The sequence below is a fragment of the Pseudoxanthomonas sp. CF125 genome (assembly GCF_900104085.1).
Classification (GTDB): domain Bacteria; phylum Pseudomonadota; class Gammaproteobacteria; order Xanthomonadales; family Xanthomonadaceae; genus Pseudoxanthomonas_A.
In genome coordinates this window covers 1,639,020-1,655,648 of the sequence record NZ_FNLD01000001.1, presented here as the reverse complement: position 1 = coordinate 1,655,648, position 16,629 = coordinate 1,639,020, and the positions used below count along the sequence as shown (strand labels likewise).

Genomic DNA, 16,629 nt, shown 5'->3' with positions numbered 1-16,629 from the left:
ACGAACTGGAATTTCTCCCGCGCAGTCTTCCGGTATGCTGGCCTGAACCGAATCACCAGGGGCCGACATGCTGATGCTTGCGCAAATCCTGACCGCGCTGGTCGCCTTGCTGCATGTGTATTTCCTGGTGCTGGAAATGTTCCTGTGGACCAAGCCGCTGGGCCTGAAGACGTTCCGCAACTCACCCGAGAAGGCCGAGACCACCCGCGTACTGGCCGCCAACCAGGGGCTCTACAACGGTTTCCTTGCCGCGGGTTTGCTCTGGTTCCTGTGCGCCGCGCAGTGGAACGTGGTGCTGTTCTTCCTGGGCTGCGTGCTGGTCGCCGCGCTGTACGGCGCCTACAGCGTCAGCAAGCGCATCTTTTTCGTCCAGGGTGTGCCAGCCATCGCCGCCATCATCGCCGTGTGGTGCCTGACCCGCGGTGTCTGATGCACGCGCACCGTGGGAGCGGCGTCCCGCCGCGAGCTCTTGATCCTGGCCATTCACTCATGCGCAAAAGCTCGCGGCGGGACGCCGCTCCCACGGTCGGTTCTAGCTGCGCGCGGGTTTGGGAGAAACCCACATCGAGATGCGCGCCTTGAATACCACATCGCTCTGCGGATCGGTCACCACGACGTTAACCGGCAACTCGTAACCTTCGGCTGACTCGTACGGCGGGAATTCCGGCGTAGCCACGCCGCGCTGTGCGCCGACGGCCTTCTTCAGGTATTCCACAGTCATCCCTTTCGGGATCCAGCGCATCGATGCGGGAATGCTGACGTCGGTCATCAGTCCGCCGGTGAATTCGGCCAGGTTGCACAAGGCGATGGCGTGCACGGTGCCCAGATGGTTGGTCACGCTGCGGCGATGGGCGATGGTGGCCTCGGCGCGGTTGGGCTCAAGCACGGTCATGCGCGGCTTGATGCTGCCGAAGTAGGGCGCCTTGAAACAGATCAGACGCGAGAACAGCCAGTGGCCGAATGGCTTGCGGGTGATGCGGTTGTACAGCTGAAGTACGGAAGCGCTCATGGCAAAGGCTCTGCTTGGCCCCCTCCCTTGCGCAGCCCCCCAAGGGGACTTCCTTCGGGGCGCAGGGGAGGGTTGGGGAGGGGTTGCTCTTGATCTTGCTGTTGCTTCCGGCGGCAATCTGAAAGTCAGCGCGAAGAGCACCCCCTCCCAGCCTCCCCCTGCGCCCCGAAGGAAGTCCCCTTGGGGGACTTCGCAAGGGGAGGGGCTAAGAGCTCAAGCCGCTTCGCGCGACTGCCGCGTCCCAGCGCCGTGCTTGTCGTAATAACCGGCCGACCGCAATTCATGCGCATCGAAATCGTCCACCGTGATGGTCTCCAGCGTGATCTCGCGCAGCTCTTCCAACTGCTTGCGTTCATCGGCCGTGATCCAGCCCTCGCGCACGCCTTCGTCCAGCTGCGAAGCGAAATCCAGCGCTTCGATGTCGCTGTTTTTCAGCGCCTTGATGAACTTGCGTTCCACCGGCTCGGCCAGGATGGCCTTGGCCAGGTAGCTGTTGATGCGGCCGCCGGGATTGTTCTCGCAGGGGGTGAGGAACACGCCCTCGCCCAAGCGGTCGCGCGCTTCGTTGGGCGTCATCAGCAACGCGGCTACGCGGTGGCCCAGGCGGTCGCTGGGAGCGACGGCGCGGCGGCCCCACGGAAAGATCAGCGGCCACAGCAGCCACACCACCGGGCGGATCGGGAAGTTGCGCAGCGCGGCCGACAGGGCGTGTTCGATCTTGTGCACGCTGTCGTGGAAGGCCCAGGCCAGCAGCGGCTGGTCGGTCACCGGTGCGCCTTCGTCGTGGTAACGCTTCAGCATGGCGCTGGTCATGTAGACATGGCTCAGCACATCGCCCAGCCGGCCGGACAGCGATTCCTTGAACTTCAGCTTGCCGCCCAGCAACAGCATCGACACATCGGCCATCAGCGCCAGGTTGGCGGAATAGCGGTCCAGCTTGCGGAAATAGCGTCGCGTGTAGTCGTCGCCCGGGGCCGAGCCGATCTTGGCGCCGGTCAGGCCGAACCAGAACGAGCGCACTGCGTTGGAAATGGCGAAGCCGATGTGGCCGAACAGATTGCGGTCGAACTCTTCCAGGCCGGCCTGATGATCCGGATTGCCGGCGGCCTTCATTTCCTTCATCACCCACGGATGGCACAGGATCGCGCCCTGGCCGAAGATCAGCAGGCTGCGGGTCATGATGTTGGCGCCTTCCACGGTGATGGCGATGGGCGATGCTTGCCACGCGCGGCCGGCGAAATTCCGCGGCCCCAGGATGATGCCCTTGCCGCCGATCACGTCCATCACGTCCTTGGACACTTCGCGGCCCATTTCCGTGCAGTGGTACTTGGCGATGGCCGACGGCACCGACGGCACGTCGCCGCGATCGACCGCAGCCGCGGTGGCCTGCGAAAGCGCGCTGATCGCATACGCCTTGCCGCCGATGCGCGCCAGCGCTTCTTCCACGCCTTCGAAACGGCCGACCGACAGGCCGAACTGCTTGCGGATGCGCGCATAGGCGCCAGTCACCAGCGCGCCGGCCTTGGCGCCACCGCTGCCGGTGGAAGGCAGGGTGATGGAACGGCCCACTGCCAGACATTCGTTGAGCATGTTCCAGCCCAGGCCGGCCTTGTCCACGCCGCCGATCAGCTGGCTGAGCGGGATGAAGACTTCCTTGCCGTGGATCGGGCCGTTCTGGAACGGCGAGTTGAGCGGGAAATGGCGACGGCCGATTTCCACGCCCTGGGTATCGCGCGGCAGCAGCGCCAGAGTGATGCCGATATCGCGCGTGTCGCCGATGAGTTTGTCAGGGTCGTACATGCGGAACGCAAGGCCGATCAGCGTGGCCACCGGTGCGAGCGTGATGTAGCGCTTGTCGAAGGTCAGCTTTACCCCCAGCACATTGGCGCCGTTCCACTCGCCTTTGCAGACGATGCCGAAGTCGGGAATGGAAGTGGCGTCGGAACCAGCGAACGGACCAGTCAGGCCGAAGCAGGGCACTTCCTCGCCCGCCGCCAGACGCGGCAGGTAGTAGTCCTTCTGTTCCTGGGTGCCGTAATGGTTAAGCAGCTCGCCCGGGCCCAGCGAATTGGGCACGCCGACGGTGGAACTGACCACGCTGGAGACCGAGGCGATCTTCTGGATGACCTTATGGTGGGCCAGCGCCGAGAAACCCAGGCCGCCGTATTCCTTGGGAATGATCATGCCGAAGAACTTGTTCTTCTTGATGAAAGCCCACAGTTCCGGCGGCAGGTCGGCGTAGACGTGGGTGATTTCCCAGTCGTTGGTCATCCGGCACAGCTCTTCCACCGGGCCGTCGAGGAAAGCCTGTTCTTCGGCCGACAGCTGCGGCTTGGGATAGTTGAGCAATTTGTTCCAGTCGGGATCGCCGGTGAACAGTTCGCCTTCGAAACCCACCGAACCGGTTTCCAGCGCGATGCGTTCGGTCTGCGACAGCGGCGGCAGCACCTTGCGGAAGAACTTCAGCAGCGGTGCGGTCACCAGCGGCTTGCGGATGCCAGGAATCAGCAGCGGCACCGCGATCAGCGCCACCAGCACGGCGGCGACGATGGTTGCGGTATGGTTGGCGCCCAGCAGCCAGCACGCCACCAGCAGAGTCGCAGTGATCGCGGCCCAGTAGGCCAGCCGGATACGGTGGTAGGCGGCGAACGCGCCAACCAGCAGGAAGGCGAGGAAGGGGGCGACGATGCTCATGGGACGGCTCCGGATACGGCGTTGGTGACGGCGGATTCGCCGGTGGCGTTGAATGCTGTTGCGTCTGCGCGGGCCGCGGGCAGGTCGGCCAAGTATTCCAGCACGGTGCTGGTAAACGCGTCGTTGTCGTCGCCGGCCAGCATGTGCGTGGCCTGCGGCAGATGCGCGTGGCGCGCATGCGGAACCAGCGTCTGGAATTCTTCCACGGTCTTGGCCGAAACCAGATCGCTGCGGCCGCCGCTGATCAGCAGCACCGGACAGCGGATCGTGCGCGCGGCATCGACGATATCGTCCTGGTGCTGCGCGCAATCGCGTACCAGATCGTCGATCAAACGCGCATCCCAGTGCCAGCGCCAGCGGCCGTCGCTGCCTTCGCGCAGGACTTCGCGCAGCTCCTGCGGCGTCTTGCGCGCACGGCGATGCGGCAGGTACGCGGCGATGATGTCGGCGGCATGATCCAGTGAATCGAAACCCTGCGGGAAAGCGGTGACGAAACCGAGGATGCGCTGCAGCCCGGCTTCTTCCCAGCGCGGGGTAATGTCGACCAGCACCATGGCGCGGAACAGGCCCGGCCAGCGCGCTTCGGAAATCATGCCGAACAGGCCGCCCATCGAAGCGCCGATCAGCACCGGCGGCTGCACGTGTTCGCCGGCGACGATGATCAGGTCGTCGGCCAATTGTTCGCCGGCGTAGGGCAGGTCGGCGGGATTGCGGGCCGACTCGCCATGGCCGCGCGCATCATAGGAAAGCCCGGCATAGCCTTCCGCGGCCAGCGCCGTGCCGCTGCGTTGCCAGGCTCCGCGGGTCTGGCCGAAGCCGTGCGCAAAAAGCAGCGTGTCGGAAGCCTGCAGGGACGAAGCGGTGGGGAAGGCGGTTGCGGCCAAGGCAAGACCGCCTGCGCCGGTCAGCGTCCGCAACTGCGCAGGCAGCTGATCAAGAGGAGGCTTGGAGGAAGTAGATACCATACGGGCTAGTATGGATCTCACAATTTAGAGTAGTCAATCGGTTTCGGCGCCGGCCGCTCGGATCCGTTGCTGCTGCAAGCCGCTGATTCCAGGGCGCTTCGACGCGATGCCGCAAAACGTACCGCAACAAACCTCGGCGTATGGTTAAATGTGAAATATGACTGCAAACACGTCCGAACCGGCTTCGGCCAACACCTCCCGACCCGCTCGCCTCAGCGCCGAGGATTGGGCGCAGGCAGCGCTGGATCTGGTCGCCGAGCAAGGGGTCGCCGCCGTGGCGGTGGAACCGCTCGCACGCCGCTTGGGCGTCACCAAGGGCAGCTTCTATTGGCATTTCCCCTCGCGCGATGCGCTTCTGCAGGCGGCACTGGAGCGTTGGGAGGCGATCGAGCAGGAAAGCGTGTTCGGCAGTCTGGAAGCCGTGCCGGATCCCCGGGCACGCCTACGCGAGCTGTTCCTGCTGGTCGCCCATGAGGTCAAACCACACGTTATCTATAGCGAGCTGCTGAAGGCGCTGGACCACCCGGCGGTGCAGCCGGTGATCAACCGGGTTTCGCAGCGGCGCCTGGAATACCTGGTTGCTTCCTTCCGCCAGGCCGGCCTGGGTCGCACCGAGGCCCAGCACCGTGCGCGCTTGGCGTATTCGGCCTATCTGGGCTTCCTGCAGCTGGCCCTGCAGCTGCAGCAGCCGCGCTTGCATCACGAGGAATTCGAGGCTTACGTCGAGCACGTGATCAGTACATTGATCCCTAACTGAGTTCGCTGCTCGTCATCCCCGCGAAGGCGGGGGCCCAGCGACTTTGGCTTCTTGCATTTGATCGTGGAGCAAGAGCGCTGACCAGCCGTTCGGCTGTTGAAAGCCGCGCGTTGCGCGAGTCACTTTCTTTGCTTGTGCAAAGAAAGTAACCAAAGAAACGCACCCTAACGCCGCGCCCAACGATGAAGCCCTTGGGTCCGCAAGCGGGCCGGGAATTTCCGTAAGGCGCCTCCTGCGCCTCCGGAAACGGCGCACATCCCTGTGCGCCGCCCCTGCGGGGTTGATCCCGGCCCGTTTGCCCCGCCTCACGGGGCCGCTAGAGCAGAGCCAAAGCAGGTCCAGAACCGTGAATACTAGTTTTCATTGATGGATCGTCTTAAACCTTACTGCCCATTGCCGCATCCCAATGTCTATGCTGACCGCTGCCATGAGCGAATCGATGACCGACACGACCACCGCCGAGGTGGCCGCCGCTACCGATGCCGCGCTGGCGCGATCGGCCGCGGCAGGCGATGCGGGCGCGTTCGAATCGATCTACCGCCGTCATGCCGGACGCGTGCATGGCGTCATCGTCAGGCTGGTCGGCGCGCATGGGGTGCGAGCCGAGGATCTGACCCAGGAGGCTTTCGTCCGCGCCTGGCAGGCATTGCCGAAATTCCGTTTCGAAAGCGCTGTCTCCACCTGGTTGCATCGGCTGGCGGTCACCACCGCACTGATGGAACTGCGCAGTCGGCGCGGCGGCCCGCGTTTCGACGAGGATGAAGACGCGCTCGATGGTTTGGGCGTCGCCGATTCGGCCGGCAACGGCACCGCGCTTTCGATGGATCTGGAACGCGCGGTCGCCACGTTGCCTCCGCGTGCCCGAGCGGTGTTGGTGCTGCACGATGTGGAAGGCTGGAAACACGAAGAAATCGCCAACGAACTGGGCATGGCGGTAGGCAGTTCGAAGGCGCAGTTGCACCGCGCGCGGCAGTTGCTGCGCGGACGTTTAGGAGGTGAGGCATGAACACACATAATGATGACGTGTACGACGATGGTGCGCAGACTGACGAAGCACTGCGTTGGCAACTGCGCGGGCTGCGCCGCGATCTGGAACCGCAGGCCGACCTGTGGCCGGGCATCGCCGCGCGTATCGCTGCCGTGCCCCGGCAAGCGGCGGCGACCGGCAAACCGCGGGCGCGTCGTTTCGCTCCCTGGGCCATGGCCGCTTCGGTGCTGCTGGCCGTCGGCGTGGTCTGGCAGATGATGCCTGCCGTAAAACCGCAAGCGCCGGCAGGCAATCCGATGATCCGCCAGCAGGCCGTCTCCATGGCGCTGGATTACGAGCGCGCGTTCGCCCGCTTGCAGCAGCAGGCCAATACCCACCCCGAGATGCATGGAGCCTTCGGCGAACTCGACCGTAGCGCCGCGCAGATACTCAGCGCGATCGACGACGACCCCAACGCGACGTTCCTGCTCGAACAACTTCGCCGCACCTACGCACGACGCCTGCAGTTGACGCAGCGCGCGGTCATGACCTGAGGATATTCCCATGCGCAACTTCGCTTCCGCCGCTTCATTGTTCTTCGTTCCGCTGCTGGCGCTTTCCGCAGCCGCCGGCGCCGCCACGCCCATCGACCAGACCCGCGCGCTGGATGCGCGGGGCCGCGTCGATATCGAAAACCTCAAGGGACGCATCCAGGTGCGCGCCTGGGAGCGCAACGAGGTGAAGATCTCCGGCACGCTCGGCGATGGGGTCGAGAAGCTAGTGGTGGAGGGCGACTCCGAGCATCTGATAGTCAAGGTGCAATACCCCAATAGCGGCGGCTGGGGCGGCAACAAATCCGGGCCTACCGATTTGCAGCTGATGGTTCCGGTGCGCGCGGACCTGGACATCGATGCGGTTTCCGCGGATGTGGATGTGTCTGGCGTCGCCTCTTCCAAACTATCCATCGACAATGTCAGCGGAGACGTGTTGCTTGCGGCAGCGCCCCGGGAAGTCGATGTGGAAAGCGTCAGCGGCAACCTGCGGCTGACCGTCAACAGCGGCGATGTCCAGGCGCAGACCGTCAGCGGCGGCATCGTCCTGCGCGGCCGCATGAATGGACAGATCAAGACCGAAACCGTATCGGGCGACATCGACGTCGCAGTCAACGGCGAACGCGTAAGCGAATTCTCGTCCAGCACCGTCAGCGGCAATGCCCAGGTGCGCACCGCGCTGGCGGCCAAGGGCGAGATCGGTATGGAAAGCGTCAGCGGCGATCTGCTCCTGGTGCTGCCCAAGAATTTGTCCGCGCAGGTCAGCGGGGAGAGTTTCAGCGGCGATCTCAAGGCGCCGGGCGCGAAGATCCAGAAGCCCGAACACGGCCCCGGTTCCAGCTTCAATACCCGTTACGGCACGGGCGAAGGCGAGATCAGGCTGGAGACATTCTCCGGCAATGCGGAGTTGAGGCTGGAATGAGGCCCGTCCGCGCTACGGTTTGTGCACGTCGCGATACAGCAGCATTTCGCGCAGGCGCAATTCGTTGGCCTCGTCGAAGCCGCAGGTCGCCTTGAATTCCTTCGGGTTCTCGTACGTGCCGAACAGCATGTCCCACCACACGATGTCGCCGTAGTTGTTCTTGTGCCTGCCGTATTGATGATGCACGCGGTGCATCTCCGGGCGCTGGAAGAAATAACCTATCCAGCGCGGCGTTCTGATATTGGTGTGGTAGAAGAACTCGCCTAGCGCGGTACAAGCGGTATAGGCCATGCCGCCCTCCATCGACAGGCCCAGCACGGTATAGACCAGCAGGCTGCCGATCAGGGAATTGACCACCATCTCGCCTGGATGTTTGTAGAACGAAGTGATCACCTCGATCCGCTGCGGACTGTGATGGATCTGGTGGAAGAACCGCCACAACGCATCCACTTCGTGGCGCCAGCGATGCCACCAGTAAAAGACGAAGGTTGCGATGAAGTAAGCGATGAGGCCGCCGGCAATGGGTGGAACATGCGCCGAAAGGTCGAAAAGAGAAAGGGAGGAGAACCATTTCTCCCAGGTCACGCCAGCCAGCAACACAACGCCCAACTGCAGGATGTTGATTGCGATCACCCGGACCGGCCATGTTCTTACCTTCGGCAAGCGCCAGCCAGGAAACAATCGCTCGAAAAGAAAGCAGAGTGCGGCGATGGCGAAGAGGGCGGGCAACATGCGGGGCTCCTTGGTGATCCTATCCGCGAGAGCTTCAGGCCGGCCCAATTACGGTCTGCAGCCACCCGTTGCGCCATTCGGTCTGGCGCAGGACATGGCCGGATTCTTCGAGGTAGCGGAAGATCGAGCGCACGGTGACGACCGGGTAGTCGCCCGACAAGCGGGTGCCAACGGAGTGGTCGGTGAAAATGATGTTGACGCCAAGTAATCCGCCCAGCACGCGCTTCGCGTAGGCGATATGGACGATGTCCGGCCTGAAGCCATCGCGTTGCGCCCACGCGTACGCAGCATGCCGGTCGTCCAGCTCTGGCATGGACGCAACCGCTGCGAGGGTTTCCAGCACCCAGGCGGTGGAGTTCTGGTATTCGCGACTTCCAGGACGCGCGATCAGGTTGTAGGCCTGTTCGTGCAAAGCATTGCGCGGAAGGGAGCGCAGGTGATCGGCAAGACGTTGCGCCAGAGCCGGCTGCAGCCAGACGATGCGGGCGTCCTGATTCACCAGATCGTCGGCGAAGAAATTCACCAGTCCCTGCGCATGCAGGGCCGACCGTGCGGTGCCGCATTCGTTGAGAAGGTGCAGCACCGTCCAGCGGCCATCGCTGTGATCGCGCAGCGCGAAACCGATATGGCTATAGACCAGGCCTTGCTTGGAAAGATCGGTGCCGACGCGCGCCACCAACACGACGGGCGCATCGATTTCTTCCAGTGCGGCCACTACGCGCATCGCGGTGACAGTCGCGTCGGCGAGCTTTTGCGGCGTAGCCGGCCGGATTTCGCACTGGTTCCCGGCAATGGCAGCCAGCGGCGAGGCAAGGCAGAGCGCCAGGAACCAAGCGGAAAGCTTCATGGATGGATCCGCCGGCTATGGATATGCGGTCGCGCGCTTGGGTCGGGGATGAAGGCGATCACCGCGCTGCCCACCATCAACAACAAACCTCCCGAGACCACCAATGCCGTTCCCACGCTGGTCTTGGGCGAGCCGGAAAGCAGGTTGTAATCGGGTTCGACCAAACCTGCCAGCAGAATGGAACCGAATGCAGGCGCCACCGAGATCGTCACCAGTGTCCCGCGTGCGCTGGCCTGTACTCCGGTGACGGTGAAGTGGGCGCCGGCCTTCAGTGCGTCGTAGAGCGCGATGGGAACTTCGACAGAGGCCTCCAGGCTGGCGGCCGAGGCATCGCTGAGATGATTGGATTGCGCACGGGCCGGGGCGTGGAAGGCGCCCAGCGACAAACCCAACGCCAGGATCGGGGAATAGCGGTGGAGACGCGGCATGGTCGATTCCGGATTCGGTTTGACCGGAGCTTGCGCATCCTTCGCACGAACTCAACATATTTCTACCAGGTGGCCGGATGTTGTGGGTTGGGTATACGATTCCTAAACCATGGCCCTATCAATCGAACTCGTCGACTCCCTGAAACGCTGCCTGCGCGCGCAAGGTCTGACCTATCGCGACCTGGCCGCGCGCTTGAAGCTGAGCGAGGCGGCGATCAAGCGGATGTTTTCGCAACGTGCCATGAGCCTGCAGCGGCTGGAGCAGATCTGCGATGCGCTGGATGTGGGTCTGGCCGAGCTCAGCGCCGAATCCGCGCGCGGGCGTCCCGCCATGGCCAACCTCAGCGAATCGCAGGAACAGGCGCTGGTGAGCGAGCCGGCGTTATTGCTCGCGCTGTTCCTGACCATCAACCGCTGGCGCCAGGAGGACGTGCTGGCGCAGTTCGACTTCAACATCGCGCAATGGACCGGGCTGCTGGTGAAGCTGGATCGCCTGGGCATCATCGAATTGATGCCGGGCAACCGCGGACGCCCGCTCACCGCGCGCAATTTCCGCTGGCGCGCCAATGGACCGATGGAGCGCTATTTCCGTCTGAACCTGCTCGGCGATTTCTTCGCCGATCCCTTCGACGGCGAACAGGACGCGCTGTTGCTGCTGAGCGGAAGCCTGAGCATCGAAGGCGTCAAGCAACTGCGCCTTCGATTGGAGGAACTGGCGCGCGAGTTCGATGCGCTGCTGGCCCGCGATGCGACCTTGAGCGCGCAGGAGCGGGTAGGCGTCAGTCTGGTGCTGGCGCAGAAGCCGTGGCTGCTGCAGTTGTTCCAACCGTACAGGCGTGCGCAGAACGGCTGATAACGTTTTCACAACCGTTTTCATGGGGATAGGGTCTGCGCTGCAGCAAGACCCCGCCTGCCGGCGCGAGTACCATTTAGTTGCATTCGCAACGATATGGTTGGCCTGGGAGGGCGCGCATGAACGCAGCGATTTCGTATTTCGACGACAAGAATCCGGCCGGCAGCCGGCTCGATGATTTGAATCGCTGGGTCGCCGAGACCGCCGCGCTGACCCAACCGGATTCGATCCACTGGTGCGACGGCAGCGACGACGAATACGCCGCGCTGCTGCGATTGATGCAGGAAGACGGCACGCTGCTGCCGCTCAATCCCGACACGCATCCGGGCAGCTGGCTGCACCGCTCCGACCCCAGCGATGTCGCGCGCGTCGAGCATCTGACCTTCGTCTGCAGCCGCGACCGCGACGATGCCGGCCCCAACAACCATTGGATGCCGCCGGCCGAGGGCCATCGGCGGATGGACGCCTTGTTCGCCGGCTGCATGCGCGGCCGCACGCTCTATGTGATTCCCTATTGCATGGGCCCGATCGATTCGCCGCTGGCGCGTTGCGGCGTCGAGATCACCGACTCGCCCTACGTGGTCGCCAATATGCGCCTGATGACCCGCATGGGCGCGCCGGCGCTGGCGCGCATCGAACGCGAGGGTTCGCTTGGGGATGGCACCTACGTCAAAGGCCTGCATTCCACCGGCGAGTTGGATCCGGATCGCCGCTTCATCATGCATTTCCCGGAAGAGCTGAGCATCAAGAGCTATGGTTCGGGCTATGGCGGCAATGCGCTGCTGGGCAAGAAATGTCACGCCCTGCGCATCGCTTCCTGGCAGGCGCGGCGGGAAGGCTGGCTGGCCGAGCACATGCTCATCGTCGGCATAGAGAATCCGCGCGGCGAGACCCACTACATCGCCGCGGCCTTTCCGTCTGCCTGCGGCAAGACCAACCTGGCCATGCTGATCCCACCGGAAAGCTATCGCCAAGCCGGCTGGAAGGTGTGGACGGTGGGCGACGACATCTGCTGGATGCGTCCCGGCGCCGACGGCCGTCTGTACGCCATCAATCCCGAAGCCGGTTTCTTCGGTGTTGCGCCGGGGACCTCGGAAAAATCCAATCCCAACGCGCTGGCCACCATCGGGCACGACACCATCTTCACCAATGTCGCGACGACCGCCGACGATCAGCCTTGGTGGGAAGGTCTGGACGCCCGGGTGCCGTCGAAGGATTGGCAAGGCCGCGATTTCGACCCGGCCAACGGTCCGGCCGCGCATCCCAACTCGCGTTTCACGGTTTCGGCCCGTCAGTGCCCCAGCTATTCGGCGCGCGCCGAAGATCCGCAGGGCGTGCCGATCTCGGCCATCGTCTTCGGTGGCCGCCGTGCCTCGCTGGTGCCGCTGGTGTTCGAAGCCCGCGACTGGACCCACGGCGTGCTGGTCGGCGCCAGCATGGGCTCGGAAACCACCGCCGCCGCTACCGGCGACGTCGGCGTGATGCGCCGCGATCCCATGGCCATGAAGCCGTTCTGCGGCTACAACTTCGCCGACTACTTCGCGCATTGGCTGTCGTTCGATGTGCCTGGCGCCCGCCTGCCCAAGATCTTCCACGTCAACTGGTTCCGGAAGGACGGGGATGGGAAGTTCCTGTGGCCCGGCTTCGGCGAGAACTTGCGGGTGCTGGAATGGATGATCGAACGGGTGGAAGGCCGGGTAGGGGCGATGGAGCTTCCGATAGGTCTGCAGCCGCAGCCGGCGGATCTCAACCTGCAAGGGGCCGGTGTTTCGTCCGAACAGCTAACTGAGCTCTTCTCCTTCGATAATTCGGCCTGGCAGGCTGAATTCGAACAGATCTGCGCTTATCTTGACGAATACGGCAAGAAAACCCCCGCTTCATTGGTCGCCGAGGCACATAGCGTACTTAGCACTTTGCAATGACCTCGGTGGGCGTCAGGGTTTAGCGGGTTTGGCATGCCATTCAGCTGAAATTGTGACTTGAAGTTTTTGAACAGGGGAAATGGAACTCGCATCACGAATTCATAACAATGTAAATTATTGTTTTACAACAATATTTGCACTGAATCGTGAGTTTTGGTTGCAGTTGTACCCATCGCCGTAAAAATTACGTTATCCTTCGGCCACCAGGCGTAGTCCCATTTGGCGTCTGTTTATTTGGCTTGGGTCCTTGCGACCTGGTCTTCAACTCGACCTTGAGAGAGAGCATCAAATGACCAACCTTAAGAAGCTGCCAGGCGCGATTAAGTTCGCGTTGTTCGCCAGCGCGGCGACGCTGGTTTCCGGCAACGTAGTTGCGCAGGAAGCTGCAACCGACGACGCCAAGACCCTTGACCGCATCGAAGTGACCGGCTCGCGCCTGAAGCGCGCCGATATCGAAGGCGCCGTTCCCGTAGTCGTTATCGACCGCGCACAGATCGACGCCAGCGGCGACGTGTCCGTGGCCGACGTGTTGCGCGATTCGACCTTTTCCTCGTTCGGTAACTTCCGTCCGCAGTCCGGCAGCTCCGCACAGGCTCTGGCCGACATCGACCTGCGTGGCCTGGGTTCAAGCCGTACCCTGGTGCTGATCGACGGTCGTCGTGCACCGAAGGCCCCGTTCTCCGGCCAGTCCGCCGACTTGAACGCGGTGCCGATCGCTGCCGTTGAGCGTATCGAAATCCTGTCCGACGGCGCTTCGGCCGTGTACGGCTCCGACGCCATCGGCGGCGTGGTCAACATCATCCTGCGCAAGGACTTCAACGGCGCCGAACTCCGCATCGGTACGGGCCAGACCAAGATCCAGGGCGGCGATACGCAAGAAGGTTCCGCGATCATGGGCGTCTCGAGCGACCGCGGCAGCTTGATCGCCGGCCTCTCGTACTCCAAGCGCGGCATGGTGTTCACCAAGGACCAGATTGGTGGCGGCACCCTGGGCGTTTCGTCCTTCGGCAACAACTACCGCACCGTCGTTCCGAATCCGGATCGTGCCGATCCGACCACGCCGCCGCGTCCGGACTTCGCTGCCGACTGGCGGGCTACGGGCGCCTTCATCCGTATGCCTGGCTTTGCTTGCGACACCAATGGTTTCTGGGTGACGCCGGGCAACACCTGCTCCTTCGACTTCAACTCCGTCGCGGCTAACGAAGCTTCGATCGAGAACAAGTCGCTGTTCGCCCGTGGCGACTACCAGATCAACGACGACTGGACCCTGTACATGACCGCCACGGCCAGCCGCGTGAACAGCTTCGGCCGTTACGCGCCGACGCCGGGCGAAGTGTTCATCCCGTCGGGCAGCCCGAACGATCCGACCCCGGCCGATGGCCTGCCGGCGTTCGTGCGCCATCGCTTCGCCGCGGCCGGCAATCGCGACACCAGCACCGATGCGACCGTTACCGACCTGTTGATCGGCTCGACCGGTCAGCTGACCGACAAGGTGTCGGTGGACTTCGGCCTGCGCCGTAACGAGTACCACTACAACGAGCTGGGCCGTGGCTTCATCGTCCGTCCGCTGGCCGAACAGGCCATCGCCAACGGTAGCTACAACCTGCTCGACCCGTTCGGCTCCGATCCCGCCGTGGTCAAGGGCTTCACTGCTACGATCGCCCGCGAGTCGACCTGGAAGACCGAAGAGCTGTACGGCACGGTGAACTTCGACCTGTTCGAGATGGGCGGTGGCGTTTCCAACGCCGTCGTCGGCGCCGAATACCGCAAGGAAGAGTACGCCGATATCTTCGATCCGCTCTCCGAAGCCGGCGTCATCGAAGGCTCGGCCGGCAACTCCGCCGGCGGCAGCCGCGACGTCTACTCGGCGTTCTTCGAGTGGCTGTTCCCGTTCACCAGCACCTTCGACGTCACCATCGCTGGCCGTTACGACAAATACAGCGACTACGGCAATGACTTCTCGCCGAAGATCGCCGCTCGCTGGCAGCCGCTGGACAACCTGACCTTCCGCGCTTCCTACGGCGAAGGCTTCCGCGCTCCGACGTTGGACATCCTGACCCAGCAGGCTGCGTTCTCGGCCGACCCGGTCACCGACTTCGACACCTGCGTCGTCTTCGGCGGCAATCCGGCCACCTGCGCGAACACCGAGATCCAGGTCGACGCAACGGTGATCGCCAACGGCGCGCTCAAGTCCGAGCAGTCCAAGCAGTACAGCATCGGCGTCGCCTACGATCCGTTCGACTGGTTGAACGTCACCCTCGACTACTACAACATCAAGGTCGAGGATCGCATCAACCAGTTCACCTCGCAGGAGCTGATCGACCGCTCCATCGACCCGAGCCTCGGTCCGATTCCGGCCGGTCTGGGCGTGCTGCGTGACCCGATCACCAATGCGATCATCCGCGTGACCCGCGGTTCGGCGAACGAAGGAACGCTGGAAACCGACGGCTTCGACTTCAACCTGCGCACCAATTTCGATCTCGGCGGCGCCGGCAAGTTGGAGAACGCCCTGCAGGTTTCGTACATCAACAAGTACGACATCATCTCGGTCGTTGGCGATGTGAGCAACCAGGCTGGAATCGTCGGTCAGCCCGACCTCCGCGCCGCGCTGCGCAACACCTGGTCGCTGGGCGACTTCACCGTGGGCTTCAGCACGAACTACATCGATGGCCAGTCGGACTCCACCGGCAATGTCGGCGGCTACGCGACCAACGATGTGTACGTGAACTACAAGACCCCGTGGAAGGCCGCCATCACCATCGGTGCCAACAACGTCGGCGATCGTTACCCGGAGCTGGTCGGTTTCAACGGCCGTCCGTGGAACTTCAGCCTGTACGATGCGTACGGCCGTACCGTGTACTTCCGTTACACGCAGTCGTTCTAAGCGGTTAAGCAGTCGAGCTGTACCGAAGGGCCCCGGAAACGGGGCCCTTTTTTTGGTCGGTTTTAAGTGGACAATACGGCGATGGATAACAGCGGACACGCGCGCAGCGAGGCTTGGTCGAACTACTGGAAGAGCGGTGCGCTGCACTCTTGCGTAGGCAGCTATGCAGGCAATTACGGTGGCGCGATCGCGGAGTTCTGGAATGCCGTTTTCGGCCGGCTGCACAAAGGCGACAATGTCCTGGACATCGCGACAGGCAATGGGGCCTTGCCCAAACTCCTTTTGGATGGTTTCCCGGCCAAGTTCGGGCGCGTGGATGCGGTCGACTATTCGACGGTAGCGCCCGCGTGGTACGACCCGGAGAGGATGGGGAAGATAGCGTTCCATCCGAACGTGGCGATGGAGCGGCTTCCTTTCGAGGATCGCAGATTCGATGCGGTCATCAGCCAGTACGGCCTGGAGTACGGCCGCAGGCAGGAATCCCTGGAGGAATGCCTGAGGGTCGCGAAGGAGTCGGCGATTTTCGCCTTCATCCTGCACCACGCCGATGGCGTCCTGGTGCGGGTGGCCGAGCAGGAAGTTGCGCACATCGACAGGCTGCTCGCCAGCGACGGTCTTGTGTCGGCCGCCATAGGGATCGTCCCATGGCTGGAGGCGACTCGAAAAGATCCATCGGTCGGTTCGGATGCCGAAGCGTTGAAATGCCGCGCTTTGTACAACGCATCGATGTCGCAGCTGGCGGAGGCGATCGGTGCCAGCGACGTGCCCGACCTGCTGCTGGAGAGCAGGGAGTGCGTGCATAAGCTGGTTGCATCGGCCGGCACCATCGAAGTGGAGACGGTGCTGGAAAAGCTGCGCGCGTACAGGGAAGCATTAGTGGGCGCCCGTTTGCGAAGCGCTGAGATGGTGAGCAGCGCACTGGACACCCAGCAAGCGCATGCTATCGAGGCTTATTTCAAGCGGGCGCGACCGGCGCTGCATACGCGGCTGGAGCCCATCAGCCACGGTGCCGAAGGCACGATCGGGTGGGGGTTCGTGGCTGCCGTGGGGCTGGAATGAAGCTGCAGTCCGACCAGCGGTCAGGGTTGGAATGAATGG

Annotated in this window: 15 protein-coding genes; 9 read left to right on the top strand and 6 right to left on the bottom strand. The window is 63.3% G+C overall.

Going from position 1 to position 16,629, the window contains the following annotated elements; translation table 11 throughout:
• The first annotated feature begins 67 nt into the window (after window positions 1–67).
• On the top strand, window positions 68–430 hold the full coding sequence (locus BLR66_RS07530) for a DUF1304 domain-containing protein (protein ID WP_093282500.1): 363 nt from the start codon (window positions 68–70) through the stop codon (window positions 428–430).
• A 102-nt stretch (window positions 431–532) separates the two neighbouring features.
• Here BLR66_RS07530 and BLR66_RS07525 read toward each other — a convergent pair whose 3' ends face one another.
• From BLR66_RS07525 to BLR66_RS07515, 3 genes are all read right to left on the bottom strand, one after another.
• Window positions 533–1,009, bottom strand: a complete 477-nt coding sequence (locus BLR66_RS07525; protein WP_093282495.1) for a hotdog fold domain-containing protein — start codon at window positions 1,007–1,009, stop codon at window positions 533–535.
• A 213-nt stretch (window positions 1,010–1,222) separates the two neighbouring features.
• A complete protein-coding gene (locus BLR66_RS07520; RefSeq protein WP_093282490.1) occupies window positions 1,223–3,703 on the bottom strand; it encodes an acyl-CoA dehydrogenase in 2,481 nt (826 codons plus the stop codon).
• Complete coding sequence (locus BLR66_RS07515) at window positions 3,700–4,668, bottom strand: alpha/beta fold hydrolase (RefSeq protein ID WP_093282485.1); 969 nt, start codon at window positions 4,666–4,668, stop codon at window positions 3,700–3,702. Before BLR66_RS07515 ends, BLR66_RS07520 begins: the two co-directional genes overlap by 4 nt.
• Before the next feature lie 157 nt (window positions 4,669–4,825).
• Between BLR66_RS07515 and BLR66_RS07510 the strand changes: the two genes are divergently transcribed.
• The 4 genes from BLR66_RS07510 to BLR66_RS07495 all read left to right on the top strand — a co-directional run bounded on the left by BLR66_RS07510 (window position 4,826) and on the right by BLR66_RS07495 (window position 7,865).
• Entirely contained in the window at window positions 4,826–5,425 is a 600-nt protein-coding gene (locus BLR66_RS07510) for a TetR/AcrR family transcriptional regulator (RefSeq protein WP_093282481.1), read from the top strand.
• A gap of 439 nt (window positions 5,426–5,864) precedes the next feature.
• Window positions 5,865–6,431, top strand: a complete 567-nt coding sequence (locus tag BLR66_RS07505) for an RNA polymerase sigma factor (RefSeq protein WP_093284516.1) — start codon at window positions 5,865–5,867, stop codon at window positions 6,429–6,431.
• Entirely contained in the window at window positions 6,428–6,946 is a 519-nt protein-coding gene (locus BLR66_RS07500) for a hypothetical protein (protein ID WP_093282477.1), read from the top strand. The genes BLR66_RS07505 and BLR66_RS07500 overlap by 4 nt, the downstream gene beginning before the upstream one ends.
• Window positions 6,947–6,956: 10 nt before the next feature.
• Window positions 6,957–7,865 carry a DUF4097 family beta strand repeat-containing protein gene (locus tag BLR66_RS07495; RefSeq protein ID WP_093282474.1) on the top strand — a complete coding sequence of 303 codons (909 nt, stop codon included), beginning with the start codon at window positions 6,957–6,959 and terminating at the stop codon, window positions 7,863–7,865.
• A 12-nt stretch (window positions 7,866–7,877) separates the two neighbouring features.
• Here the strand turns inward: BLR66_RS07495 and BLR66_RS07490 are convergent, their stop codons facing one another.
• Genes BLR66_RS07490 through BLR66_RS07480 form a run of 3 tightly spaced genes read right to left on the bottom strand, consistent with a single transcriptional unit; the run spans window position 7,878 to window position 9,872 of the window.
• Window positions 7,878–8,597, bottom strand: a complete 720-nt coding sequence (locus tag BLR66_RS07490) for a sterol desaturase family protein (RefSeq protein WP_093282470.1) — start codon at window positions 8,595–8,597, stop codon at window positions 7,878–7,880.
• Window positions 8,598–8,631: 34 nt separating this feature from the next.
• Window positions 8,632–9,444 carry a DUF2145 domain-containing protein gene (locus BLR66_RS07485; protein ID WP_093282466.1) on the bottom strand — a complete coding sequence of 271 codons (813 nt, stop codon included), beginning with the start codon at window positions 9,442–9,444 and terminating at the stop codon, window positions 8,632–8,634.
• Window positions 9,441–9,872, bottom strand: a complete 432-nt coding sequence (locus BLR66_RS07480) for a hypothetical protein (protein WP_093282461.1) — start codon at window positions 9,870–9,872, stop codon at window positions 9,441–9,443. The genes BLR66_RS07485 and BLR66_RS07480 overlap by 4 nt, the downstream gene beginning before the upstream one ends.
• 109 nt (window positions 9,873–9,981) lie before the next feature.
• Between BLR66_RS07480 and BLR66_RS07475 the strand changes: the two genes are divergently transcribed.
• From BLR66_RS07475 to BLR66_RS07460, 4 genes are all read left to right on the top strand, one after another.
• A complete protein-coding gene (locus BLR66_RS07475; RefSeq protein WP_093282457.1) occupies window positions 9,982–10,725 on the top strand; it encodes a helix-turn-helix domain-containing protein in 744 nt (247 codons plus the stop codon).
• Window positions 10,726–10,844: 119 nt separating this feature from the next.
• Window positions 10,845–12,647 carry a phosphoenolpyruvate carboxykinase (GTP) gene (locus BLR66_RS07470; protein ID WP_093282452.1) on the top strand — a complete coding sequence of 601 codons (1,803 nt, stop codon included), beginning with the start codon at window positions 10,845–10,847 and terminating at the stop codon, window positions 12,645–12,647.
• A gap of 289 nt (window positions 12,648–12,936) precedes the next feature.
• Window positions 12,937–15,531, top strand: coding sequence for a TonB-dependent receptor plug domain-containing protein (locus BLR66_RS07465; protein ID WP_093282449.1), 2,595 nt, complete (start codon window positions 12,937–12,939; stop codon window positions 15,529–15,531).
• A gap of 81 nt (window positions 15,532–15,612) precedes the next feature.
• Entirely contained in the window at window positions 15,613–16,590 is a 978-nt protein-coding gene (locus BLR66_RS07460; protein ID WP_143014578.1) for a class I SAM-dependent methyltransferase, read from the top strand.
• The last annotated feature ends 39 nt before the right edge of the window (window positions 16,591–16,629 follow it).